Source organism: Streptomyces sp. NPDC038707, from assembly GCF_040636485.1.
In the GTDB taxonomy this organism is placed as follows: Bacteria; Actinomycetota; Actinomycetes; order Streptomycetales; family Streptomycetaceae; genus Streptomyces.
Window position 1 is genome coordinate 298972 of sequence record NZ_JBEZUP010000001.1, and the last position, 24693, is coordinate 323664.

Annotated in this window: 22 protein-coding genes, 1 pseudogene and 1 riboswitch; of the genes and pseudogenes, 11 read left to right on the top strand and 12 right to left on the bottom strand. The window is 73.6% G+C overall.

The annotated features are described in order from the left end of the window. Positions 1-26: 26 nt before the first annotated feature. Positions 27-1094, bottom strand: coding sequence for a polyprenyl synthetase family protein (locus tag AB0E62_RS01355; RefSeq protein ID WP_362186256.1), 1068 nt, complete (start codon positions 1092-1094; stop codon positions 27-29). A gap of 29 nt (positions 1095-1123) precedes the next feature. After that, positions 1124-3106, bottom strand: a complete 1983-nt coding sequence (gene shc / locus AB0E62_RS01360; protein WP_362186259.1) for a squalene--hopene cyclase — start codon at positions 3104-3106, stop codon at positions 1124-1126. 637 nt (positions 3107-3743) lie between these two features. On the opposite strand from shc, the gene AB0E62_RS01365 reads away from it, so the two are divergent. Next, a complete protein-coding gene (locus tag AB0E62_RS01365; RefSeq protein ID WP_362186262.1) occupies positions 3744-3968 on the top strand; it encodes a hypothetical protein in 225 nt (74 codons plus the stop codon). 59 nt (positions 3969-4027) lie between these two features. Here AB0E62_RS01365 and AB0E62_RS01370 read toward each other — a convergent pair. The 4 genes and pseudogenes from AB0E62_RS01370 to AB0E62_RS01385 all read right to left on the bottom strand — a co-directional run. Continuing rightward, a pseudogene (locus AB0E62_RS01370) lies at positions 4028-4198 on the bottom strand (IS5/IS1182 family transposase); the annotation flags it as partial. A gap of 152 nt (positions 4199-4350) precedes the next feature. Further along, the gene (locus tag AB0E62_RS01375) at positions 4351-4602 is read right to left on the bottom strand and encodes a transposase (protein ID WP_362186265.1); all 252 of its coding nucleotides are present in this window, start codon (positions 4600-4602) and stop codon (positions 4351-4353) included. Positions 4603-4681: 79 nt separating this feature from the next. Next, positions 4682-5542 (bottom strand): bifunctional 5,10-methylenetetrahydrofolate dehydrogenase/5,10-methenyltetrahydrofolate cyclohydrolase, encoded by an 861-nt coding sequence (locus tag AB0E62_RS01380; protein ID WP_362186268.1) that lies wholly within the window; start codon positions 5540-5542, stop codon positions 4682-4684. A 27-nt stretch (positions 5543-5569) separates the two neighbouring features. Then, positions 5570-5650, bottom strand: a riboswitch (ZMP/ZTP riboswitch). Positions 5651-5708: 58 nt separating this feature from the next. Next, complete coding sequence (locus AB0E62_RS01385; RefSeq protein WP_362186271.1) at positions 5709-6074, bottom strand: nuclear transport factor 2 family protein; 366 nt, start codon at positions 6072-6074, stop codon at positions 5709-5711. A gap of 173 nt (positions 6075-6247) precedes the next feature. On the opposite strand from AB0E62_RS01385, the gene AB0E62_RS01390 reads away from it, so the two are divergent. The 6 genes from AB0E62_RS01390 to AB0E62_RS01415 all read left to right on the top strand — a co-directional run bounded on the left by AB0E62_RS01390 (position 6248) and on the right by AB0E62_RS01415 (position 11343). Continuing rightward, positions 6248-6562: a hypothetical protein gene (locus tag AB0E62_RS01390; RefSeq protein WP_362186274.1), complete on the top strand. Its 315-nt coding sequence runs from the start codon at positions 6248-6250 to the stop codon at positions 6560-6562. A 125-nt stretch (positions 6563-6687) separates the two neighbouring features. Then, a complete protein-coding gene (locus AB0E62_RS01395) occupies positions 6688-7776 on the top strand; it encodes an S-(hydroxymethyl)mycothiol dehydrogenase (RefSeq protein ID WP_362186277.1) in 1089 nt (362 codons plus the stop codon). Further along, entirely contained in the window at positions 7776-8405 is a 630-nt protein-coding gene (locus tag AB0E62_RS01400; protein WP_362186280.1) for an MBL fold metallo-hydrolase, read from the top strand. The genes AB0E62_RS01395 and AB0E62_RS01400 overlap by 1 nt, the downstream gene beginning before the upstream one ends. A gap of 92 nt (positions 8406-8497) precedes the next feature. Continuing rightward, positions 8498-9412, top strand: a complete 915-nt coding sequence (locus AB0E62_RS01405) for an SDR family oxidoreductase (protein WP_362186283.1) — start codon at positions 8498-8500, stop codon at positions 9410-9412. A gap of 141 nt (positions 9413-9553) precedes the next feature. Next, positions 9554-10342 (top strand): SDR family NAD(P)-dependent oxidoreductase, encoded by a 789-nt coding sequence (locus tag AB0E62_RS01410; protein ID WP_362186285.1) that lies wholly within the window; start codon positions 9554-9556, stop codon positions 10340-10342. A 305-nt stretch (positions 10343-10647) separates the two neighbouring features. Next, positions 10648-11343 (top strand): L,D-transpeptidase family protein, encoded by a 696-nt coding sequence (locus AB0E62_RS01415; protein WP_362186288.1) that lies wholly within the window; start codon positions 10648-10650, stop codon positions 11341-11343. Between the two features lie 14 nt (positions 11344-11357). Here AB0E62_RS01415 and AB0E62_RS01420 read toward each other — a convergent pair whose 3' ends face one another. Beyond that, positions 11358-12560: a Gfo/Idh/MocA family oxidoreductase gene (locus AB0E62_RS01420; protein WP_362186291.1), complete on the bottom strand. Its 1203-nt coding sequence runs from the start codon at positions 12558-12560 to the stop codon at positions 11358-11360. Positions 12561-12747: 187 nt separating this feature from the next. Here AB0E62_RS01420 and AB0E62_RS01425 point away from each other — a divergent pair, with 187 nt between their 5' ends. Then, complete coding sequence (locus AB0E62_RS01425; RefSeq protein ID WP_362186294.1) at positions 12748-12933, top strand: hypothetical protein; 186 nt, start codon at positions 12748-12750, stop codon at positions 12931-12933. Positions 12934-13298: 365 nt separating this feature from the next. Continuing rightward, on the top strand, positions 13299-13685 hold the full coding sequence (locus AB0E62_RS01430; RefSeq protein WP_362186297.1) for a PPOX class F420-dependent oxidoreductase: 387 nt from the start codon (positions 13299-13301) through the stop codon (positions 13683-13685). Positions 13686-13713: 28 nt separating this feature from the next. Here the strand turns inward: AB0E62_RS01430 and AB0E62_RS01435 are convergent, their stop codons facing one another. The 3 genes from AB0E62_RS01435 to AB0E62_RS01445 all read right to left on the bottom strand — a co-directional run bounded on the left by AB0E62_RS01435 (position 13714) and on the right by AB0E62_RS01445 (position 18051). Beyond that, positions 13714-16506, bottom strand: coding sequence for a hypothetical protein (locus AB0E62_RS01435; protein WP_362186299.1), 2793 nt, complete (start codon positions 16504-16506; stop codon positions 13714-13716). Between the two features lie 192 nt (positions 16507-16698). Further along, the gene (locus tag AB0E62_RS01440; protein WP_362186302.1) at positions 16699-17127 is read right to left on the bottom strand and encodes a zinc ribbon domain-containing protein; all 429 of its coding nucleotides are present in this window, start codon (positions 17125-17127) and stop codon (positions 16699-16701) included. Between the two features lie 183 nt (positions 17128-17310). After that, positions 17311-18051: a TetR family transcriptional regulator gene (locus AB0E62_RS01445; protein ID WP_362186305.1), complete on the bottom strand. Its 741-nt coding sequence runs from the start codon at positions 18049-18051 to the stop codon at positions 17311-17313. 193 nt (positions 18052-18244) lie between these two features. Here AB0E62_RS01445 and AB0E62_RS01450 point away from each other — a divergent pair, with 193 nt between their 5' ends. Continuing rightward, complete coding sequence (locus AB0E62_RS01450) at positions 18245-19093, top strand: hypothetical protein (protein WP_362186308.1); 849 nt, start codon at positions 18245-18247, stop codon at positions 19091-19093. Here the strand turns inward: AB0E62_RS01450 and AB0E62_RS01455 are convergent. Then, the gene (locus AB0E62_RS01455) at positions 19074-21491 is read right to left on the bottom strand and encodes a polysaccharide lyase 8 family protein (protein WP_362186311.1); all 2418 of its coding nucleotides are present in this window, start codon (positions 21489-21491) and stop codon (positions 19074-19076) included. The genes AB0E62_RS01450 and AB0E62_RS01455 overlap by 20 nt on opposite strands. 304 nt (positions 21492-21795) lie before the next feature. Here AB0E62_RS01455 and AB0E62_RS01460 point away from each other — a divergent pair, with 304 nt between their 5' ends. After that, complete coding sequence (locus AB0E62_RS01460; protein ID WP_362186942.1) at positions 21796-22233, top strand: flavin reductase family protein; 438 nt, start codon at positions 21796-21798, stop codon at positions 22231-22233. A 26-nt stretch (positions 22234-22259) separates the two neighbouring features. Here AB0E62_RS01460 and AB0E62_RS01465 read toward each other — a convergent pair whose 3' ends face one another. Then, on the bottom strand, positions 22260-24656 hold the full coding sequence (locus AB0E62_RS01465; protein WP_362186314.1) for a SpoIIE family protein phosphatase: 2397 nt from the start codon (positions 24654-24656) through the stop codon (positions 22260-22262). Positions 24657-24693: the final 37 nt, after the last annotated feature.

A 24693-nucleotide genomic window follows, 5' to 3' on the forward strand; every position in this document is an offset into this window, starting at 1 on the left:
TGGTGCCGGCCGGCGGCCGGCCGGCTTCACGCCGTGCGGTGCACGACCGCCTCCGCGACGTCCTTCAGCGTGCGGACGGCGCTCGCCGGGAAGGGGGCCAGGGCCAGGGAGTCCAGAGCCTGCCGGTACCTCTCCTCGATCATCCGCTCGACCTCCCGCCGGGCTCCCGTGCCGGCGAGGATGTCGCAGACCTCCGCGGCTTCCCGCTCCCCGATGTCGGGGTCGCCGATCAGGGTGTGCAGCCGGCCGGCCTGCGCCGGTCCGCAGACGCGCAGCGCGTGGACGACGAGGCTGGTGCACTTGCCCTCGCGTAGATCGTCCAGGCGGGATTTGCCCGTCCGCTCCGGGTCCCCGAACACCCCGAGGACGTCATCCCTGAGCTGGAAGGCCTCCCCGAGGGGGATTCCGTAGGCACTGCAGGCGTTCATGACGTCCGGACCGGCACCGGCGAGGGCCGCCCCCACCTGGAGGGGGCGCTCGATGGTGTACTTGGCGGTCTTGTAGCGGATGACGCTCAGCATCGTCTCGAGGCTCGCGTGGAGCCTGCCGGTGGTCAGCAGGTCCAGGTGCTGGCCGGCGATCAGTTCGCTGCGGGCCAGGTCGACGCAGCGCAGCACCCTGGCCCGGTGGGCGTCGGGCATGGGCGTGGTGTGGAGCAACTCGTCCGACCAGACGAGGGCGAGGTCACCGAGGAGGATCGCTCCGCCGGTCCCGTACTGCTGCGCCAGCCGCGGCAGGTGGTGCCGGTCGGCCAGCGCCCGGTGGACCGTGGGGCGCCCGCGGCGGCTGTCGGACGCGTCCATGATGTCGTCGTGGATGAGCGCGCAGGTGTGGGCCATCTCGATGGACGCGGCCAGCCGGACGGCCTGCGTCATGTCGCCCTGCCCCCCTGCCGCGACCCATCCGGCCACGCACAGCAGCGGACGCACCCTCTTCCCCCCGGCGATGAAGTCACGCAGCACCAGGATGAGCGCCGACTGGCCGGGCACGGGAGCGGTCCGTGCCTTCTCCGTCAGGAACGCGCAGAGGAGATCGTCGATCGCGGTGCGTGGCGCGAAGAAGTCCGACTCCACCGCCAGGGTTTCAGCACTCATCGCCCGTGCGCCTTTCAGGGGGAGGCCGGTCACCGGTCCGGCTCCGTCGCTTCGTCCCGTTGCCGCCCCACCGACACGTCGCCTGTGCGCCGGACGTAACGGCCCAGCGCCATCAGGGGGAAGACGTGCCCGTAGTACGCGTAGTGCGCGGCCACGGCCCGGGGCACGAGTGTCCCGGTGAACTGCGGCTCCTCCCAGGTGCCGTCCGCCGTCTGCCGCTCGGTCAGCCAGCGCACCCCGTCCCGCACCGCGGTGCTCTCGCCCTCTCCGGCCGCGAGCAGTCCGAGCAGCGCCCAGGCGGTCTGTGAAGGGGTGGAGGGGCCACGGCCGGCGCGGGCCGGATCCGCGTACGACTCCCAGCTCTCGCCCCAGCCGCCGTCCGCGTTCCGCACCGACGTCAGCCAGGCGACGGCGCGCCGGACGGCCGCGTGGCCGCGGGGAACGCCGGCGGCGACGAGAGCGGGGAGAACGCTTCCCGTGCCGTAGACGTAGTTCACCCCCCAGCGTCCGTACCACGCGCCGTTCGCCTCCTGCTGCCCGAGCAGCCAGCGGACGGCACGGCGGGTACGGGGGTCGCGTTCCCTTCCCAGCGCGGCCAGCATCTCCACCACGTGGGCGGTGATGTCGGCGGTGGGCGGGTCGGTGCAGAACTCACCGAAGTCGAAGAACGGGACTCTGGCGGGGAGGGTGCTGGTGTTGTCCGCGTCGAAGGCCGCCCATCCGCCGTTGCGGCTCTGCATGCCGAGACACCACCGCACCGCCCTGTCCAGCGCGTCGTCGACGCGCGCCGGATCGGGATGGTTCACCCGGCGCAGGGCGAGCGCCACCTCACTGGTGTCGTCGTTGTCCGGATAGGTTCGGTTGTGGAACTGGAAGGCCCAGCCGCCGGGCGACAGCCGGGGCCGCCGCGCGGCCCAGTCGCCCGGCCGGTCGGCCTGCCGGGTGAGCAGCCAGTCGGCGGCTCCGACCAGCGCGGGATGGCCGGGGGCCAGGCCGGCGTCGAGCAGTGCGTTGACGGACAGACAGGTGTCCCACACCGGACTGTGGACGGTGTGCAGGGCCCGGACGCCGTCCTCCGGCCACGCGCCGCAGTCCTCCAGGAAGCCCCAGGCGGCCTTGAGCACCGGATGGTCCGGAGGGTAGCCGTGCAGATGCAGGGCGAGGACGACCCATGTGGTCATGGGGGTGCACGCCCCCCAGCTGCCGTCCTGCTCCTGACGCTCCAGGAGCCAGCGGACGCAGGCGTTCACCGCGGCCTCGCGCACCGGGCGGGGGATGCCCCGGGAACACACGCGCACCGTGGCGTTCAGGCGCCGGAAGAACTTCTCCCAGCCGCTGTCCGGCGCCGGCGAAACCCCGGAGGTGCCGGGCGGAGCGAAGAGTTCGTCGATGCCGAAGGGAACCGGCCGCGCGGGGCGATGGGCGCTGATCACGCTGATGGCCACCAGCGCCACCCGCATGACGGAGCTGAACGAGTAGATGTTCAGCGGCGCCCACTTGGGCAGGGCGATGATCTCCGGAGGGACTTCGGGCAGATCGTCCCAGCTCCACCAGCCGAGCAGGGCGAGCCATACCCGTGCCGTCAGCTGGCCGGCCGCCACACCGCCCCGCTCGCGCACCCACGCCGCGCTCCGGAGCATGTGCTCCTCGTCCGGGCCGTCCCCGGCGAGCCGGAGGGCGACGTACGCCTGGATCGTGGTCCCCAGATGCCCCTCGCCTTCGAAGACGAGGGGCCAGGAACCGTCCGCGCTCTGCTGCGAGCGGATCCATCGTGCGGTCGCCGCGGCCAGCCGCTCGTCCGGCACTCCGAGCACATGGCGCAGGAAGAGGTCGTGGGCGTCATAACTCACGTCCGTCGTGAAGCGGCCCTTCCACCACCCCCCGGCATCCTGCCGGGCCAGCAGGTGGTTCGCGGCCCGCACCACCGCACCGCGGGCCGCCTCCTCCGCCGGGCCGGACGCGGCGAAGGCGAAGGTCACCCCGGCGTCACCCGCGACGACAGGGCCTTTCACGTGCGGCACACCACCAGCCGAAATCGCCATGGCACTCCTAGACCACCGAATCCGTGAATGCCCCGCGTTTCGCAGATCATCTGAATTCCACTGAATTCCACGACGATCACGGCCGCTGATCCACCGAGTCGTCGTCACGCCGGGGCGACATGGATCCTTCCGGATCTTTTCGGCCGGCACATCCTGCATTCGAGTGCACGGCGCGGGCGTGAAGGGTCACACCGTCCATCACCGGACGCGCCGTCGCGTTCCGCGGCCCGGGCACGCCTCGTTCGACTCCGCTCACCCCGACGTGCCTCCGCCCGCGCTTGTCCCGCGAGTTCCACGAACCGGAAGATGTTCTCGATCAGCTCGGCCCGTTCGGCGACCTTGGGCCCGGACACCGGGACCGTGGTCTGGAAGACCCCGGTCGCGCTGGGGCAGAAGCTGGGTGACGACGTTGCGGTTCCACCGGTCGGCGACACCGCGAGGGGGATGCCCCGGCCGTCGCTGAGGACGTGGTGCTCCGGTGGCGTTTCCCTTGGCGTGCCGGCTGGCAGGGAGTGCTCCGTGCGCAGGATGAGCGCCGAAGGCGTCTTGACATGAAGATGCAGCAGTCCCTCGACTGGGTGCCACACTGTCGTCCTACTGTGTCGGGGTGATCCGACTCATCGCGCAGGACGACACCCTCGAGCTCAGTGAAGAACAGGTGTCGAAGATCAAGTTCTGGCTGCTGGAGTTCTTGCCTGCTCGCACGTGCGAGGTCAGTGTGGGGCCTGGAGCCGCGATCGTGGTGCCGGACCAAGACCGCGGTCTCGACGATCTCACGCCAGGTCTTCTTTCGCAGTTGGAAGCCATCGTCGGCTGTGCGCTGCTCCCCTGACTTCCTCGCGGGTTCCCTCATCTGCTCAGCCGGCGCCGGCAGATGGGGGTTGCGGCAATGGCCACCGTTCTCTCCACCATCCAGCGATGGCGGCCAAGCCGCTGTGAGGGCTCGACGCCCTCACGGGCGATGCGATGACGAACGCCGCAGCCACGGAGCCATCGACACGGGTGGTCGTAGTGGTAGCCCTTGTCACCGTGTAGTTTTCCAGGCCGTCGGCGGCGCCGGCCTGTCGGGAGCGGATGGGTGCAATGCCGCGCACGAGCGGCTGAAGGCCCGAGGTGAGCTGGACTGGCCCCGATGCGCGAGGGCTGCAAAAGGGGGCCACCGACGGGACCGAATCCGACCGAACGTGGCACGTTTGGATCGAGGATCCACCTGATCACCCGCCCGGTGCGTCGTGGATGACGCGGTGGAGCCCGGCCCGGACCCGGTCCCGGCTCCACTGGGCGAAGCGCCGGTGGACCATGGGCCAGGCCGGGCCGGAGACCGGCGGGAGCTGGCGCCAAGCGCAGCCCGAAGCGGCTACGAAGATGATCGCCGCCAACGCCTCGCGATCACCGGCCCGTCGACGACCCCGCCCTGCGGACGTATGACCTCTGCCGGAGGAACGGTCCGCCGGAATAACCCCCACAACTCATCGGGCACCAACCGCTCAACCACGTCCGCCATGAGCGGAGCAGCGATCGCAGAGCCCGAAAGAAGCGACGTCTTCAGGCGCCGAGCTGCCGGCCGGCCGCCGTCACGGTCTGTTCCAGCAGCGTGGCGATCGTCATCGGACCCACCCCGCCCGGCACCGGCGTGATCAGCGAGGCCCGCTCCACGGCCGAGTCGAAGTCGACGTCGCCCACGTTCCCCGGGTTGTAGCCCGCGTCGACGACGACCGCGCCCGGCTTGATGTCCTGCCCGCGGATCAGCCGCGGCCGGCCCACCGCCGCCACGACGATGTCGGCCTCGCGGACCGCCGCCGACAGGTCCCGGGTGCGCGAGTGGCAGTACGTCACGGTCGCGTCCCGCGCCAGCAGCAGCATGCCCGCCGGCTTGCCGAGGATCGCGCTGCGGCCCACCACGACGGCCCGCTGCCCGGCCGGATCGACGCCGTACGCGTCCAGCAGCCGCATGATGCCGCCCGGGGTGCAGGAGACGAAGCCCGGCAGCCCGAAGCTCATCGTGGCGAACGAGGCGAAGGTGACGCCGTCCACGTCCTTCTCCGGCGCGATCGCCTCGAACGCGGCCCGCTCGTCGATGTGGTCGCCCACCGGGTGCTGGAGCAGGATGCCGTGCACGCCCGGGTCGGCCGACAACTCCCGCAGCGCGCCGACGAGTCCGTCCGTCGTCGTGGTGGCCGGCAGCGCGACGTGCCGGGAGGTGATGCCCGCCCTGCGGCAGCGGTTCTGCTTCATGCGGACGTAGGTCACGGACGCCGGGTCCTCGCCGACCAGCACGGTCGCGAGACACGGCGCGGTGCCCGTGCGCTCGGTGAGCGCCGCGGCCCGCTCCGCGGTCTCCTCCACGATGCGGCGGGCGAGCGCGGTGCCGTCCATCAGACGGGCGGCCTGGGTCTGGGTCGTCATGCTGCACACTCCTGGGCTGGACCGACTTCTTCTCGCCCAGGCGCGCGGCTGAGTTCACGGGCCGCTCCCCGGTGGTGCTCCACCTCAGCGCCAGTCACGGCCCGCGTACAGCGTAACCGAGCGTGTGTACGGCCCGGGGACCCCCTTCCTCCGTGCCCGGCCGGGGCTACTCGTCCCAGGCCTGGATGATGAGCTGATCGGCGATCTTCCCGTCCCGCAGCGTGAGCATCGACTCGGCCAGCACCCGGGTGCCGTCCGCGTACTCGCAGGACTCGCTGTAGGCGGCGTGGTCACCCTGGATGACGCACTGCTCCATCCGGTGCGTCATGTCCCGGCGGTAGATGTCGTCCAGCAACTCGGCGATCCGGGCCCGGCCGCGCAGCACCGTGGGACGACTGGGCTGGTGGTCGCGGTCGACGATACGGATCCGCGCGTCGTCGGCGTAGAGCGACAGCAGGGTGTTGCCCGTGTCGCCCTCGATGCCCCGGCGCAGTGTCTCGGTGTCGAAAGCGGAGCCCGTGGCGCTGCCCATGGTGACCTCCTTCAGGCGCCCGCGGCCCGCCCGGGGACGGGCCGCACGGGTCCCCCCTGACGAGACTCCTCCGTCCCGGCGGCCCCGGCAAGCGCGGCCGCCCCGCTCCACCTCACGGGTGAGCCCGACCCGCCGCCCGTGTCCGGCCGGGGCACCCGGCCGTTGCTGAGGGCATGATCTCAACACGACGCATCGCCGCCGCCGTCGGCCTGGCCGCCGGGATCGCCGGTCTCGTCGCACCCCAGGCGGACGCCGCGAACTCCGGCGCACCCATCATCGGAAAGCTCGGCGCGCTGTCCGCGCTGGACTCGCTCACCGCCGGTGACATCCCCGCACCGCACCGGAACCGCGTGCCCAAGGTCAGCGACCAGCTGCAGGAGCTGAAGCACCTGCGCGAGCTGAACCAGTTGCGCCAGCTGGAGCAGGTCGTCGCCCCCGCGGCGCCCCTGCTCGGACTGGTGAACGCCGTCCCCGTCCGGCTGCGCTGACACCCCGCGCCGCGCCGCGGCCGACGGTGGCCGGAACGATCCGCGATCATGTGCGTGATCCTTCCCGCTGCCGATCGGTCGCGTCGTAGGGTCGTCTGCGAAGGCATTCGATGAAGGGACAGACCATGGCGCAGGAAGTACGCGGCGTGATCGCGGCGGGCAAGGACGAGCCCGTACGGGTCGAGACGATCGTGGTGCCGGACCCGGGACCCGGCGAGGCCGTCGTACGCGTCCAGGCCTGCGGGGTCTGCCACACCGATCTGCACTACAAGCAGGGCGGGATCTCCGACGACTTCCCCTTCCTGCTCGGCCACGAGGCGGCCGGCGTCGTGGAGTCGGTCGGCGAGGGCGTCACCGACGTCGCCCCCGGAGACTTCGTCGTCCTCAACTGGCGCGCGGTGTGCGGGCAGTGCCGGGCCTGTCTGCGCGGCCGGCCCTGGTACTGCTTCGACACCCACAACGCCCGGCAGAAGATGACCCTCGCCGCCACCGGCCAGGAGCTGTCGCCGGCCCTCGGCATCGGCGCCTTCGCCGAGAAGACGCTCGTCGCGGCCGGCCAGTGCACCAAGGTCGACCCGAGCGTCTCCCCGGCGGTCGCGGGTCTCCTCGGCTGCGGGGTGATGGCCGGCATCGGCGCCGCGATCAACACCGGCAACGTCGGCCGCGGCGACTCGGTCGCCGTCATCGGCTGCGGCGGTGTCGGCGGCGCCGCCATCGCCGGGTCGTACCTGGCCGGCGCGGCCCGCGTCATCGCCGTGGACATCGACGACCGCAAGCTGGACACGGCACGCACCCTCGGCGCCACCCACACCGTCAACTCCAGGGCGACCGACCCCGTCGAGGCGATCCGCGAGCTGACCGGCGGCTTCGGCGCCGACGTCGTCATCGAGGCGGTCGGCCGCCCCGAGACCTACCGGCAGGCCTTCTACGCCCGCGACCTGGCCGGCACCGTCGTCCTGGTCGGCGTCCCCACCCCCGACATGAAGCTCGAACTGCCCCTGCTGGACGTCTTCGGCCGCGGTGGCGCCCTGAAGTCGAGCTGGTACGGCGACTGCCTGCCCAGCCGTGACTTCCCCATGCTGATCGACCTGCACCTGCAAGGCCGCCTGCCGCTCGACGCGTTCGTCACCGAGACCGTCGGACTCGACCAGGTGGAGCAGGCGTTCGAGCGGATGCACCACGGTGACGTACTGCGCTCGGTGGTGGTGCTGTGATGACCGCGCGGATCGAACGCCTCGTCACCAGCGGCCAGTTCACGCTCGACGGCGGCACCTGGGACGTGGAGAACAACGTGTGGATCGTCGGCGACGACCGTGAGGTGATCGTCATCGACGCCGCCCACGACGCCGAGGCCATCGCCCGTGCCGTCGGCGACCGCCGCCTGACCGCCATCGTGTGCACGCACGCCCACAACGACCACGTCAACGCGGCCCCGGCACTCGCCGACCTGACCGGCGCCACGATCTGGCTGCACCCCGACGACCTGCCGCTGTGGCACCAGACCCACCCGCACCGCGAACCCGACCGGCATCTCCTCGACGGCCAGGTCATCGAGACCGCCGGCGCCGACCTCACCGTCCTGCACACGCCCGGACACGCCCCGGGCGCCGTCTGCCTGTACGACCCCGGTCTCGGCACCGTGTTCACCGGCGACACCCTCTTCCAGGGCGGCCCCGGCGCCACCGGACGTTCCTTCTCCCACTTCCCGACCATCATCGACTCCCTCCGCGACCGCCTCCTCACCCTGCCACCCGGGACCGAGGTCCTCACCGGGCACGGCGACGCCACCACCATCGGCGCGGAGGCCCCTCACCTCCAGGAGTGGATCGACCGCGGGCACTGATCACGGGCGTCCGTCAGAATCCCGACAGGAGATGTCTGGTATCCCCGTGAGAGTGGCAGGGCACAGCAGTCACGGCACACGGGAGGCAGGACATGACAGGACCGCTGGACGGCAGGGTGGCGCTGGTCGCCGGGGCGACGCGGGGCGCGGGCCGGGGCATCGCCGTGGAACTCGGCGCGGCCGGCGCCACCGTGTACGTCACCGGCCGCAGCACCCGCGCCCGCCGCTCGGAGTACGACCGCCCCGAGACCATCGAGGACACCGCCGACCTCGTCACCGCGGCCGGCGGCCGGGGCGTCGCCGTGCCGGCCGACCACCTCGACCACGCGGCCGTACGGCACCTGGTGGACCGCATCGCCGCCGAGCGGGGCCGCCTCGACGTCCTCGTCAATGACATCTGGGGCGGGGAGAACCTCTTCGCGTGGGACACCCCCGTGTGGGAGCACGACCTCGACGACGGGTTGCGACTGCTCCGCCTCGCCGTCGAGACCCACGCCGTCACCAGCCACTACGCCCTGCCGCTGCTGCTGCGCCGGCCCGGCGGCCTGGTCGTGGAGGTCACCGACGGCACCGCCGAGTACAACCGCGACACCTATCGCGTGAACTTCTTCTACGACCTCGCCAAGGCGTCCGTGCTGCGCATGGCCTTCGCCCTCGGCCACGAACTCGGGCCGCGCGGCGCGACGGCCGTGGCCCTCACACCCGGCTGGATGCGCTCGGAGATCATGCTCGACGCGTACGGCGTGCGCGAGGAGAACTGGCGGGACGCCCTGCGGCGCGAACCGCACTTCGCCATCTCCGAGACCCCGCGCTTCACCGGCCGTGCCGTCGCCGCGCTGGCCGCCGACCCGGACGTGGCCCGGTTCAACGGACAGTCCCTCTCCAGCGGCGGCCTGGCGAAGGTGTACGGCTTCAACGACCTCGACGGCAGCCGCCCGGACGCCTGGCGGTACCTGACCGAGGTACAGGACGCGGGCAGGCCGGCGGACGTCACCGGGTACCGGTGAACTGCGGTACGGCGACGGCCCGTCCACGCCCGCACGGTCGCCGCTTTCCGGCGGGACTCCGCGTCCGGCGAGGGCGCGGTCTCCGGTGGAGCCCGGTGCTGAACCGGTGAATTCGCGTCCTCGGGGACGTACTGTCGGCCCATGACTGATCCAACCCGCTTCGCGGGACACGGAGTTCTCGTCACCGGCGCCGGCCGGGGCATCGGCGCCGCCGTCGCCCGGCGGCTCGCCGAGGAGGGCGGCCGGGTCCTGGTGACCGACCGGGATCCGGCCGAGGCCGAGCGGACCGCCGCCGGCCTGCGCCGGGCGGGCCTGACCGCCGAGGCCTTCACCTGCGACGTGGCCGACCGGGCCGCCGTGGAGGCGGCCGTCGCCCGCGCCGTCGCCGCGTTCGGTTCCCTCGACGTGCTGGTCAACTGCGCCGCCCACTGCAGCCCGGACGGCCCGCTCTTCGAGGAGGACCCGGACGACGCCTGGGCGCGGGACCTGGACGTCACCCTCACCGGCACCTACCGCTGCTGCCGGGCCGCCCTGCCGCACCTCGCCGCCTCCGGACGGGGGGCGATCGTCAGCATCGGCTCCGTCAACGGCCTCCAGGACTTCGGAAACCACGCCTACAGCGCCGCCAAGGCCGGTCTCGGCTCGCTCACCCGGACCCTCGCCGGGCACGCGGCGCCCCGGGGCGTCCGGGTCAACCTCGTGGCGCCGGGCACGGTCCGCACCTCGGCGTGGGAGGGGCGCGAGGACGCTCTCGACGCCGTGCGCGCCGTGTACCCGCTGGGCCGGGTCGGCGAACCGGAGGACATCGCCGCCGCCGTCGCCTTCCTCGCCTCCCGCGACGCCGCCTGGATCACCGGGACCACGCTGGTGGTCGACGGCGGCCTCACCGCCGTCCACACCGGCTTCCGCGCGGCCGTCCGGGACACCTGACGCAGCGGCCGGGGGAACGGCCACCGGCCGCCGGACCAGGCACGCCTCCCGGACACCCGGCCGGCGTCACGTACGGCTCCCCGACCGTGACGACCGTGACGACCACCCGGGCCGCACCCGGCCGGCGGAGCGGTTCGGGGCGTGCGATACGGTCTGGACTTCACCGTTTCGTCACAGCCTGACCGGAACCACAACCATGCCCTCCCCGGCCGGGTCTAGTACTCCGAGACCGCGGGAATCGCACTGGAGAGCAGCCGGGGAGGACCCGGCGAGCAGACCAGGGAACCGGAAGGAGAGAGGCCGCCATGGGGGGCATACGCACACGAGGCGTCATCGGGCTGGGCGTGACGGGGCTGGTGGCGCCGCTCGCGCTCGCCTTCACCGCGGCACCGGCCCAGGCCGCGAGCTGCACCACGAGCACCGGGCCGTACCAGAAGCAGGCGGAGAAGTTCCTGGGCCGGCCGGTCGACGGCAGGCAGTCCGCCGCCGACTGCACGGCGATCCGGGCCTTCCAGAGCAAGCACGGCATCACCCCCGCCATCGGCTACGCGGGTTCGGTCACCTGGGGCGTGATGGACCTGATGAACAAGCAGAAGGCCGTCGGGAACAAGCCGAACAAGGACGGCAAGTGCCCGGTGAACAAGGGCCGGGTCGCCTGTGTGAACCTCACGCTCCAGCTCAGCTGGATCCAGGACGGCAAGAAGCTGGTCTACGGCCCCGTGCCGGTGCGCACCGGCCGTGACCGCTACGAGACCCGCACCGGGCTGAAGAAGATCTACTGGCGGGACATCGACCACGTCTCGAACCTCTACGACGTGCCGATGCCCTACAGCCAGTTCTTCGACGGCGGCCAGGCATTCCACTCGGTGGGCCTGAGCATGTGGAACCCGCCGGGCTCGCACGGCTGCGTCAACATGACGAAGACGGACGCCAAGAAGTACTGGTCGCTGCTGAGGAACGGCGACGACGTCTTCGTCTACGGCCGCAAGCCGGGCACCTGAGCCCGGCGGACCCGTCAGGACCCGGGGGCGTCCCCGAAGTCCGGGATGTCCAGCCGCACCCCGCCCTGCCGTGCCGACTCGTGCGCGACGATGCCCGGCAGGGTGTAGCGGGCCGCCGTCCACGCGTTCACCGGCGGCAGCGTGCCCTTGGTCACGGCGGTGACGAAGTCGTCCACCAGGAAGTGGTGGCTGCCCTCGTGTCCGTTGGGCAGGTGGTCGAACTCACGCGGCAGCCGGGACCGGTCGTGCACCGGCGCCGAGCCCGAGGTGAAGGCCGCGCGCAGCGCGGGCGCGAGAGAGGCGAGGGACGGATCGTCGGGCGCGACCGCCCGCTTCGGCTCCAGCAGTTCGGTGATGTCCTCGACACCGCCGCGGTCCTGCCACAGGGCCACCGTCGCCAGTTGTTCCATGCTGGCCCGTGTCCCGAAGAACCGGAACCGGGACTCGCGCAGGTGCGCGGGATAGCCGACCCGCCGGAACTCGTTGGTGCGGAACGACCCGCCGCCCGCCACCTCGAACAGCGCGGTGGCGTTGGACACGTCGTTGTCGAACATGCTGACCGAGCGGTCGAAGACGCCGTCGTCGCCCTCGTCGCGGACGCCGATCGCCGACACGCTCACCGCGTGCGTCCGCCAGGCCCCGAGCACCCCGCCCACCGAGTGCGTCGGGTACAGCAGCGGGGGATAGCTGGCCGTCGCCCGCCAGTTCTCGCCGCCGCTGTAGCGGTAGGCGTCGTAGAATCCCAGGTCCATGTCGTGGACGTAGTCGCCCTCGGCATAGAACAGCCGGCCGAAGGCGCCCTCGGCGATCCGCGCACGGGCGTGCACGGTCGCCGGGTGGTAGTGGCTGGTCTCGCCCATCATGTACGTCAGCCCGGTGGTCCGGACCGTGGCGACGATCGCCGCGACCTCCTCGGCGGTGACCGCCATCGGGACCGCCGAGTACACGTGCTTGCCCGCGTTCAGTCCCTGCATGACCAGCGGGCCGTGGGTCCACCGCTGGGTGAAGACCGCGACCGCGTCGACGCGCGGTGACTCCAGCATCGCTGCGTACGACGGGAAGGTGCCCGCGAGGCCCTGCGCGGCGACGAGGCGCTCGGCGCGCTCGGGCAGGACGTCCGTGACATAGACGTCCCGTACGCCGGGATGGGCGTGGAAGAGCGCGGCGAACTGGCCGGAGAACTGTCCTGCGCCGACGATGCCGAGGGAGAAAGTCATGTGGATCACTCTTGCGACCGAGGAATTTACGCGTCAAGAGCGCGGCCGGTCACCCCTGGAACCGGCACGGGGCCGTCGGCATCATCGGATTCCCGCTGAGGCTTGACATAGTGACGTGATGAGCAACACGGTCTCAAATGTCCGTATCGCGCACACTTACTCACAGCGCCTTCACCAGGCTCGGCATATGCTTCACAGCATGTCCACCACTGTTGCAGCCGCCTCCGAGCGATCGGCCGCGGAGGTCAACGAAGAGATCCGGGCCCTGTGGCGCAGGTCGGGCGGGACACTGACCACCGAGCAGCGCGCGCAGTACCAGCGCCTCGTGATGGAGTGGGCCGCCGCGGCCCCGCGGTCGCACCGCGCCGCCTGACCGGCCCGCGGCCTGCGCCCGCCGTCAGCCCCAGGCCGCTGACAGCACCGCCGGTACGCCCCGCGGTCCCGCTCGGCCCGCGGGCACCGGGACGGGCCCGTCCGGCCGGGGACCCGCTGCCCGTCACGGATCCGCCACCGTGGTGGCAGTTGACGGAGACGACCACGGAGACGACCACGCCGAGCAGGATCAGCGCCACCGGCTCGCCGACGAAGTCCGGTGCCGTAGTCGTCCTTGCCGCCGAGCCGGCAGTCCGGGCGCGCCCGTCCCCGTCGGCCGCCGGAGGGCAGGCTGTCTCGATCCGTGCGGTTCAGGAGGCCTCGGCCTGGCTGGACCCCGGACCGGGCGGGCGGGAGACTGCGGTCATGGATCACACACGGCTTGCCCGGCTCGGCGCCGGTCCCTACCTCCTGCTGACCACCTACCGCCGGAACGGCACCCCTGTCGCCACCCCGGTCTGGGTGGTCCGGGACGGGGACACCCTCGGCGTGTGGACCGGCGCCGGCACCGGCAAGGTCAAGCGGATCCGGCGCCGCCCCGACGTCCTCGTCGGCCCCTGCGACCGGCGGGGGAATCCCACCGGCGACCAGGTGCCCGCCACCGCCGAGATCACCGGCGCGGACACCACCGCCCGCTACCGGAGCCTCATCGCCCGCAAGTACGGCATCGTCGGCCGCCTGACCCTGCTCGGCAGCCGGCTGCGGCGCGGCCAGGACGGCACGGTCGGCATCCGGGTGACCCTCGCCGGCTGAGGGCCACCCGGACCCGAGTGCGGGGGCTCTACGACGCGTCGAGCACCGAGCCCGTCGCCTCCAGGCCGCCGGGCAGCGGCTTGCCCGTCTCCGGGTCGAGCTGGCGGAACCGCACCGACTCGGCCGCCTCCCGGACCCGGTCCGTGACCGTCGGCACGGTGAGGTCCACGCTCGTGCTGCCGGCCGGGAGGTCCGCCCACAGCCAGAGCCCGGCCACCTTGGACAGCGGCCGTTCAGGGTCGGGCTTCTCCCCGGCCTGGTCCCGCAGCCAGGTCGCCGGGACGTCCTTGGTGGACAGCTCCGGGGCGGTGGCCGGCGCGAACGCGAAATAGGCGTCCAGGTTCACGTCCACCGGCTCCGACAGTGTCACCCGCCACTTCAGCGGCTGCCCCTCGGTCACCTTCGCGGCGACCGGTGTGAGGGTCATCGTGGGCGCCGGATCGTCGTCGCGCACGGTGAGCCCGCCCCGGTAGGTGCCGACGACCGCGCCGCGGACCGCCTTGACCAGCACATCATGGGACACGTCGGTGCCGAACCGGGTGTTGCCCTTCACCTCGACCGGCACATCGGCGTCGTGCCCGCCCGGCCGCACCGTCACCAGCCGGTCGGTGGTCCGCCCGGTGACCGGGTCGACGACGTACACCCGGACCTGGCCGCTGCCGCCCCGGCCCGTCACCCGCACCGGAACGCGGTAGGTACGCGTGCCCGAGTCACCCTCGTCCACGGTCGTCCGGCCGACGTCCACGCGCGGCAGCGCCTCCACGCGCACCGCGGGCGTCCCGGCCCGCCAGCCCCACGCGTCCATCAGCCAGGCCCGCCCGGAGGCCGAACGCGACGTCAGTTCGAGGGACTTGACCGAACCCAGCTTGAGCCCGGCGCGGGCGGCCGCCGTCAGGGGCACCCGGACCTCCCGCGCCCAGTAGGAGGCGGTCCGCTCGCTGCCGGGCAGGCCGTCCAGCGTGATCCGGCCGAGCCCGGCCCTCTTGCCGTCGGTGTCGGTCAGGGCCACGTCCAGCCGCGTTCCCCGGGAGTTCGGCGGTACGAACACGCGCAGTGCCAGCGCGGTCGAACCGGACAGCGACACCGGCCGCTCGGGCGTCACCCGGACCGGGCTGCCGGCGCGCGTCCAGCGCAGCCCGACCGCCTGCCGGCCGGTCTCCCGCTCGGTCTCCCACCGGGCGAAGTGCGGCGAGGCACCCTTGGTGTTCGCGGGCAGGCAGCTGCGGGCCGGGCTCGGGTCCACCGCGGCGCACAGCCTGCCGCCGGCCACCGACACCCCGCCGTCCGGCAGGAACCCGCCGCCGCGGCGGGCGCCGACCGCGTGGCTCAGCACCCGCGCCGGGTCCGCCGACGGGGCGCGCTTCCCGGAGCCGTCCAGCAGCGGCCGCACCCGGTCGTCCCCGGCGAGGAACAGCCGTGCGGCGGCGGCGATGTACGTGCTGCCGGCCCGGTGCTGCCGGTCGGCGGACAGCCGGGTCGCGGCCTTCTTGCCGCACACCGGGTCCGGGTGGCCCGGCTCGTCGTAGAAGTCGTCCTCGGCCGGCGCCGCGGCCTGGCCGGGCGTCCACTCCGAGTTGAAGAAGTTGTGGTTGGCGCCGATCACGTACACGGCGCTGTGCAGCGCGGTGCCGTTGCCGACCGCGCGCGTGCCGTCGACGTACACCTCGCCCTGGAGGTCGGAGACATCGCCGTCACAGCCCGGCAGGACGGTCACCGAGGGGACGTCCGGCACCGGGTTCTGGCCGAAGACGGTCGGGCCGATGAGGACGGTGCCCCGGACGGTCCAGCGCACCGGACCGTGGTAGCCGTCCTGGCCGGCGGGCGGCGGGGCGAGGCTGTCCAGCGCGGCCCGGTTGACGCCCTCGCCGCCCCGGGAGTGCCCGACCAGCAGCACCTTCGACAGATCGGCGCGGGGCGCCGTACGGACCGCCTCGGGTGCCGTCTCGGGGTGTTCGGCCCAGCCGGCCCAGCGGGCCAGGTGCAGCCGCACCAGCGACGAGCGGGCCTGCGCGCCGCCGTCCTCGGCCGCGAAGTCCTGTCCGTTGATGCCGTTGGCGGCGATGGAGACGGTCACATAGCCCTGGGAGGCGAGCAGTTTCTGGTCGCGCAGATAGCCGCGGTGGCTCGGTATCGGCTTGGTGCCCGCCGTGCAGGGCCAGTCACCGGTGATCTCCCCGGCCCCCTTGTAGCAGGTGGCGTGCCGGCCGTGCAGGAACAGCGCGAGGGGCCGCTTGCCGGTGGCGCCGACCGGGGCGACGACCACCGCGCGCATCTCCACCGGCGCCGGAAAGCCGGGCAGCCGGACCGAGTTGAGCGCGTACTCGCCGGTCGTGGTGCGATAGCCGCCGGGCTTGCCCGGATCCACGGAGTTCGCCGGGAGCGGGGCGGGGAGCGGGACCGCCGGCGCGGCGGTGCGTGCTTCGCGAGCGTCCAGCCGCCGTCCGCCGGACCAGACCTCCAGACCGCCGGACGGTGCGGCCGGCAGGATTGCGCGCAGCTCGGCCAACCGCCGTGCACCGAGCGGCAGTCGGAAGGTGTGGCCGTCCGCCGCCGGACGCGGTACGCCCAACAGGCGCCCCCCGGCGCGGAATTCGACCCGCGCGTCACCCATCGGCACCGGCCGGCCGGACCGCCACACCAGCTGCGGCGCCGAACCGCCTGGATCCACCCGCCATCCCGGCGGCAGCGGTGTCGCGCCGCGCGCCGTCGATTCTCCGTCCACACTGGCTGGTTGGGAGCGGGCGGACGCCACCCCCGGGGATGCTCCGGCCACCGCGAGCAACGCGGCGGCCATCACCCCTATATGCCGGGCACGGACCACAGTTCCTCCTTGGACCCCGACCTCGGACGTCCCGGAGGCCCCGGGCGTCCCTCGCCCACGGAGGATGAAAGGCGAAGGCTGTGGGTTGCCTGTGCGCGGCAGGTGATGGATCACATGTACGGGTCCGAGGGGCCCGCGCCCCCGGAGACGCGCTCCCGTGGCAACGGCGCGGCCGGGGCGTCCCTGGGGCGCTCAGGTCCAGGCCCGGTACGGCTCCTCCACCAGCTGGAAGACCGGCTCACCGCGCACCGGGTCCTTGGCGGTGGACAGCCGGACCCGGTCGCCGCTGTGGATGCCGACCGGCGGGCCCATGACCCGGCCGCGGACGACGAATCCCTCGGCCATCTCCACCAGCGACACATTGCGCGCCGCCGGGGTGTTGCGGTGCACCACGGTGGAGTGGCGGACCGTGCCGGCCCCCTCGCTGCGCTCCGTGCGCAGCTCGCTGCCCTGGCACACCGGACACAGCAGCCGGTGGTACATCGCGGTGCCGCACCAGGTGCAGCGCTGGAAGAGGAGGGCGTCCCGGGAGTCGGCGGCGGGGTCGAGAACACCCGTCGCGAGAACACCCGTCGCGGAACCGGCCGCCGGCCCCGAGGTGCTTGCTGAGTGGTGGTACACGGTCGTCAACTCCCTGCGCTCGGCCGGAAACCCGCGTGCCCGAGGGCGGGCCGGGCACGCGTGCGCACGGTCGCCGTGCCACCGTGCACGCCGACAGGATATGGCACTCAGTGTCACACGTAAAGGCACTGCGTACCCCCGAATCATTCCCGTCCGCGCCCCGGGCCGCTCCGGACGGGCGGGTCAGGGCCGGTCCAGGACCGTCTCCAGCTCCCGCACCACCCGCCACAGCGGGGCGTCCCGGCGGGACACCAGCACCACCACCTCCCCGGCCGCCCCCGGTTCCGCGCCGGGGCCGGCCGGGCCGTTCCAGGCGGCCGGGGCGTCCGCCGGCCGCGCGTACGTCCGCTGCACGTACGCCAGCGCGTGGTCCACGGCCGCGCCCGCGTCGCCCGCCCCGTCCGACCGCAGCCAGGAGCGCAGGGCGTTGTTGTGCGCGGCGACCACCGCCGCCGCGATCACGTCGGCGCGCAGTGTCCCGTCCGGCCGCCCGGCGAACCGCCCGCGCAGATACTCGGCGAGGGCCCGCTCGTAGCGCCACACCACCGACAACTCGTAGGCGCGCAGCCCCGGCACCTGGCGGGTGAGGCGGTAGCGCTGCACGGAGAAGGCCGGGTTCTCGGCGTACATCCGCAGCACCAGCCGGGCCGCGTCGCACACCCGCCGCACCGGCTCGTGCTCCGGGCCGCTCGCCGCGAGGAAGGCGGTCATGCCGGCCAGGCAGCCCTCGTGGTCGGGGAAGACCACGTCTTCCTTGGAGGGGAAGTAGCGGAAGAACGAGCGCCGGCCGACCCCGGCCAGGGCCACGATGTCGTCGACGGTGGTCTGTTCGTACCCGCGTTCCAGGAAAAGCCGGAAGGCGGCCGCCACCAGGGCGTCCCGGATCGGCGGCTTCGCGGCCGGCACCGCGCTGCTCGAGCTCATGGACGGGAACGTAGCACCCGGACGAGTCTGCTGGCACTCAGTGCAGCGTGTGTGACCGCAGAGGGTACTGAGTGTCGTACCGGCGCTCGCCCAGGGGCGGACGACGGGGGCCGCACCCTGCGGCGTACCCTTTCCCCGGCCCTCTCCGGTGCCCGACCCGCACCACCCCCCACACCCCCCGAGGAGATTCCGCATGCCCGCCGCACGACCCCGCCTGCTGTACGTCACCGACCTGGCGTACCAGGCCCGCGGGCGCCGCTACTGCGACGAGGACATCCACCTGGCCTCCCGGCTGCGCGCCCACTTCGACCTGGCGCTGTGCCATCCGCTGGACGTGACGGCCCTGATGGACGGCTTCGACGCCGTCGTGGTGCGCAACAGCGGGCCCGTGCTCGGCCACCAGCGGGCGTACGACGCCTTCCGTGCCCGGGCGCTCGCCGCCGGCACCCGCGTGTACAACCCGCTCACCGGGAAGGCGGACATGGCCGGCAAGCAGTACCTTCTCGATCTGACCGCCGCCGGCTTCCCCGTCATCCCTACCGTCGACCGCGCCGAGGACCTGCCGCAGCTGCCGGCCGCCGCGCGCTACGTGGTCAAGCCCAGGCTGGGCGCCGACTCCCTCGGCCTGCGGATCGTGCCCGCCGGGGAGCTGGACGCGCTCGCCACCGGAGACGTCCTGATCCAGCCCTGTGTCGACTTCGCCTACGAGGTGTCCTTCTACTTCGTCGACGACGACTTCCAGTACGCCCTGTACGCCCCCGATCCCGCCCGCCGCTGGGAGCTGGAGCCGTACCCGGCCACCGCCGCCGACCTGGAGTTCGCGCGCCGGTTCATCGACTGGAACGCCCTCGGCTGCGGCATCCAGCGCGTCGACGCCTGCCGTGCGCCCGACGGCGGACTGCTGCTGGTCGAACTCGAGGACCTGAACCCCTACCTCTCCCTGGACGCGCTGCCGGAGCCGGACCGGGACGGCTTCGTCGCCGCCTTCACGGCGTCCCTGGGCCGGTTCGCGCGCGCGGAGGTCAGCCCAGCCGGACCGTGACCTCCTGTCCGGCCCCCGCCGTGCCGGACAGGTCCCCGAAGTCCAGCGTCAGCGCGGCCCCGGTGGCCGAGGAGACGAGGGTGGCCGGCGCGGACGTCACCGCGGCGACCGCCCGCCGCCAGGTCACCGTCAGCCCGGTGCGCATCCGCATCGGGTCGCTCACCACGAGCACCGCCGTGCCGTCGCCCCTCTCCCGGACCAGCACGCAGCACGGATCGCTCGCGGTGAGCGGTCCGGCCGTGCCGCCGAACCAGAAGTTCACCCCGGTGAAACCGGCCGACGGCACCGAAACCCCCTGCTGCCGGTTGGAGTTGGCGAGCACGTCCAGCCACCCGGCATCCGCCGCCCGAGCCCGCGTGGCCTCGGCGGTCGCGCCCGGCAGCAGCACACAGGCGTACGCGGCGTCCGCCGGGTCGGTGCCGTGATCGACGTACAGGGTCAGATAGGTACGGGTGAGGACGGCCGTCGAGCCGCCCGTGTCGATCAGGCTCCAGCTGCCCTCGCGGGCCTCGCGCAGCGCCCGTACCGTCGCCCCGCCCGGGAACACATAGCCGCCGTGGCCGCCGATGTGGGCCCAGTGCGCCCCGGTGAGCGTCCGGGACCAGGGGACGGAGACGGGCTGTGCCGTGCCGTCCGCCGTGAACGGGGCGTCGCCCGCGGCCCCCAGGTTGCGGTTGTCCACGGTCGTCTCCACGGCGGTGCCGTCGGCGCAGGTGATGCCCGCGCCGAGACACACCACGGCGTCGTCCAGGAAGAACCACGACTTCTTGGCCCGCAGCGACGACTGGAGGCCCTTCAGGTACTGGCCGACCGCCGCCCACTGCCCGTCGGTCGCCCCGCCCACCCAGTGCACGTCCGGCTTGGCCGCGCCCCAGTCACCGCCCGCGCCGTCCGCCAGCACCTTCCGGGAGACCGTCGTACCCGGCAGCCGGTACGGGTCGACGGTCGGCCAGAAGGCGTCGCCGTACTGGTCGTTCGCGAACGTGGCGCCCCACCAGTACAGCATTCCCGCACCGGTGTGCCAGCCGCGCAGGTTCTCGCCGTCGCCCGTCTCGTAGTGGCTGATCCTGCGGTCGGCCATGCTCAGCGACGCCGCCCAGCCGGGCCGCCGGTGGGTGGCCCGGGCCATGCACGGGAACAGCCGGTGCCCGGTCGGCTCGGGCACCGCCGGCACCGCCGGATCGTCCCGGACCGCCTTCAGCCGGGCCAGCTGCGGCACGCCCAGCGTCGGGTCGGCGAGCGGCGGGCTGGAGCGGTCGCGCTCGATCCAGCCCTTCACCAGGCCCCGCCAGCGCGCGTTCTCGGCCGCGGACGCACCCTGTCCGAGCAGCACGACCGAGGCGAGGACCGCGTGCCCGCGCGTGTGGTCGTCCTGCTGGAGACGGGCGCCGGCCGCACGCCCCCGGCTGATCGCCCGGCCCGAGACGCCGTCCATGACCAGCCCGTTGTACACGAACGGCGCCCAGGCCCGTTCCACCGCGTCGAACACGTGCTGCCGGCCGGGATCCGTCACCTCCCAGCCGGAACCCGCCAGCAGCGCGAACAGCAGGGCCAACCCGCCGAGCAGCACCGAGCCGTAGGAGCCGGTGTACGGCACCGACCCGTGCTGGACGAAGGAGCCGTCGGCGTACAGCCCGTCGCCGGAGGTGACGTACCGGAAGACGGGGGAGAGGGCGTCCCTCGCCAGCGCCACCTTCTCGCCGTTCGCCCCGACCACCCCGCGCAGCGCCAGCACCCGGCACAGGTCGACCCGGTTGGCTCCGGTGCTGTTCCCGGTGTAGGCGGCCACGAGCGAGTCGGGCACGAAGTGGTCCACCGCGGTGAGGAAGCCTGCCAGCCGCGCGGCCGGCAGCGCGTCGTACAGCAGCACGCACAGGTCCAGCAGCGCCTGCGGGATGCCGATCTGCCAGTTGTACCAGTTGCCGTACGGGGGCTGCCCCGCGTGGTAGACGTCGTCGTGGAGGTGACCGAGCCCGGTGAGGAGCGCGTCGCGCGCCCGCGGGTCGCCGGTCAGGCCGGTGCCCGGCTGGCAGTAGGCCTGCCCGAGCGTGCACAGCCGCGCGTAACTGGTGTTCAGACGGGCCGAGGAGTCGTACGACGCGTGGTCCGTGTCCGGCTCCGGGGCGGCGTACACCAGGTCGGGCCACAGGGAGCCGGCGGCCGGGGCCATGGAGGCGAGGTACCGGCCGGCCGTGCCGCCCAGGTCGGCGAGCCGGGACCGGAAGGGCTCGGCGGCGGGGTCGAAGCCCTCGCCGAGGATCAGGGCGCGCCACCTCGCCCGGAGCGCCGGGAACTCCTCCGGCGCGGTGAACGCCCAGGTGGTGCCGAGACCCAGCGCGACGGCGGTGCCGGAACCGGCGGCGGTCAGGAAGGCACGGCGTGACCAGTGAGACGTCATGGTGGCGCTTTTAGCATGCCGGCGATCGGCCGGGGGGACGACACGCGTCGCCCACCGGGACCCCGCGCCGGCGCCGGCGACGGTTCGGGCGCGGCTCGCGGGGCACCGGAGCAGGAGCGGCGTCCTCCCCGGCCGAGCGGGCCGGGCCGGGCGGCGGAGCGGACGCGATGACGGACGGCGGACGGGAGCGGAGCCCATGACGGACGAGAACGGCAGCGAGCGCGAGGACGGCGCGCCGGACGCGGGGGAGCGGGTGGCGGATGCGGGCGACCTCGACGGCTTCTTCGACCGGCTGGACCCCGACATGTGCGTGGTGACCGCCGTGGCGGGCGGCGAGCGGGCCGGGTGTCTGGTCGGCTTCGCCTCGCAGTGCTCCATCCGGCCGCCGCGGTTCGTCGTGTGGCTGTCCAAGGCCAACCACACCTACCGGGTCGCCCGCGCCGCGCGGCACCTCACCGTCCATCTGCTCACCCGCGACGAGCGGGACCTCGCGGAACGCTTCGGCGGGCAGACCGGCGACGAGACCGACAAGTTCGCGGGGCTCGCCTGGCGGGAGGAGCCCGCCGGCGCCGTCGTCCTGGACGCGGCGGCGGCCTGGTTCACCGGCACCGTCCTGCACCGCGTCGACGGCGGCGACCACGTCGGCCATGTGCTCGAACCGGTCCGGTGGGGCGAGGGACGGCCCGGACCGCTGCTGCGCCTGTCCGACGCCGCCGCCATCGAGGCGGGCCACCCCGCCTGAACCGGCGGCCGGGCGCCCGGCTCCCGTCAAGCCTCCACCGCGTCCTGGACGTCCCCCAGCGGCATCCGGATGTCCAGCACGCACACGTCGTCCCGCCGTTCGTCCGCGAGCATCGCCGCGAGCAGCGCGTCCAGCGAGCCCGACTCGCCGCAGCCGTGCGCCCGCACCGCCTCGGCCAGCCGCGTGAAGCCCGCGTCGAGACCCTCGCCGGGGCGCTCGACCAGACCGTCGGTGTACAGCAGCAGCCGGTCTCCGGGTTCCAGCCGCAGCTCCAGCGATTCGTAGACGGGGGCGCCCGTCGCACCGAGCAGCATGCCGCCGGGGCGGTCCAGGAAGCGCACCTCGCCCCGGCGCACCAGCAGCGGCGGCGGGTGCCCGGCCTGCGCCCAGGCCAGCACGTGCCGGTCGGGGTCGTAGCGGGCCAGCATCATGGTGGCGGTGATCTGGCCGTCGCGGGAGTGCAGCAGCAGCTGGTTGAGCCGCGCGAGCGCCCCGGTGAGCGAGGAGCCGGTGCTGACCATGCCCTTCGCGGTGAACCGGAGCTGGGCCATGGTGGCGACGGCGTCGATGCCGTGGCCCGCCACGTCACCGACCACGAACAGCGCCTCCCGGCCGGGCAGTTCGATGGCGCTGAACCAGTCGCCGCCGACGTGGATGCCGGCCTGCGCGGGCAGGTAGGCGACCTCGACGCGCAGCCCGGCCAGCCGGACCGGCTTGCTGGGCAGCGGCAGCAGGGCGTGCTGCAGCCGGGCCGCCAGGGCGCGTTCGGCCTGGAGGATGCCGCGCTGGAGCAGCATCGCGCGCTCGCTCTCCACCAGCGCGAGTTCCGCGCTGCGCTGCGCGGTCAGGTCCTGGACGAACCCGTGCACCTCGACCGGGGTGCCGTCGGGCGTCGAGACCGCCTCCGCGACCAGCCGCAGATGCCGCACGCCGGCGGCCGTCTCGGTGCGGAACGGCACGTCGAGGGGGCGCCCGCGCGAGACGAGGCCGGCGATGGCCCGGGCGAGCGGCCCGGTGTCCTCGGGCACGGCCAGGTCGGGCAGCCGCTCCAGCGGCAGCGGCGGCCGGTCGGCGCGCCGGCCGAGCACGGTGCGGGTCTGCGCGGCCCAGGAGATCTCACCGGTGAGCAGGTTCCAGTTCGCCCAGCCGAGGTTGCCCAGCCGCTGCACGTCGGCCAGCCGCTGCTCCTGCCGGTCCACCGGGTCGTACCGCAGCCAGGTCACCACCAGGCCCTCGCCCAGCGGCGCCGCCCGCACCGTGTAGGTGGCGGTCACGGGCGCCGGGCCGGTGTCGTGCTGGTAGGCGAACGGCTCGCTCTCGTACGGCACCCCGGTCTCCAGCGCCCGCAGACAGCCGCGCCACAGCGGAGCGCCCGCGACCGCCGGATAGCTCGCCAGGAGGTGCCGGCCGACCATGTCCCGGCCGGTGAGCCCGAACACGTCGGCCGCCTCCGGGGTGGCGGCGGCGATCCGGTAGTCCGTCACCCGGCCGGAGGCGGTGCGCAGCGGTGTCAGCAGCACCGCCGGGCCCGGCAGCGCGTCGAACACCGCCTGCACGGTCTGCGCGATGTCCCCGGCCGCGACGGCGCGCGGGCGGTCGAAGGCGCGCAGCCGGCCCGCGCACAGCCGGGCCACCGCCCGCAGCAGCTCCCGCTCGCGCGGCGCGAACGGCGCGTCACGCCGGCGCAGCACCCCGAGGGCGACGCGCGCGGTGTCGCCCTCGGGCACGGGCAGCCAGGCCCGGGTCAGCCACCGCTCCGGGGGCGGCCCGATGAGCAGGTAGCGCGCGCGGTCCTCGGCGGGCCGCTCCAGCCAGCGCGGCTGTCCGGACCGCAGCGCCTCCAGCGCGGGCAGGCCGGTCACCGGCGGGACGTGGTGCCACTGGGCGGCGAGGGCGGGCTCGACACCGGCGTGGCCGATCAGGGCGAGACCGTCCTCGGGCAGCCGCTCGTACAGCAGCACCGCGTCGGCGGCCACCTCGGGCCCGAGCCGGTCCAGCAGACAGCCGGCCAGCTCGTGCGGCGAACCGACCCGCACCAGGGCGCGGCCGAGGGCTTCCAGTGCCCCGGCGAAGTCCCCGGTGCCCACGGCAGCGCTCTCCCCGTCGGCGGCGGGCGCGGGTCCGGCCGCCGGGTGGGCGGGCCGGTCCCTGGGCGGCGGCAGCGCGCCGAGGGTGAGCCAGCACTGTTCGAGGAGCGAGCGGTTGCCGTCCTTGGCCCGCTGGAGCAGTTCCTCGTGAGCGGCGTCCGGCGCACAGCCGGTGACGGCCATCAGCACGCCCTTGGCCCGCTCCAGGATGGCCGCGGCCGCGGCTTGATCCCGCAGTCGTGCCAGCTCGGCGCGCTGCCGGGCCACGACCTCCGCCGGTGCCGCCGGCTCGGGACCGGTGTCGGGGTCGCCCGGAAGCAAAGGCTCGCTCGTCACGCGACGAGCATCGCACACCTCGGCCCGCGGGATCACT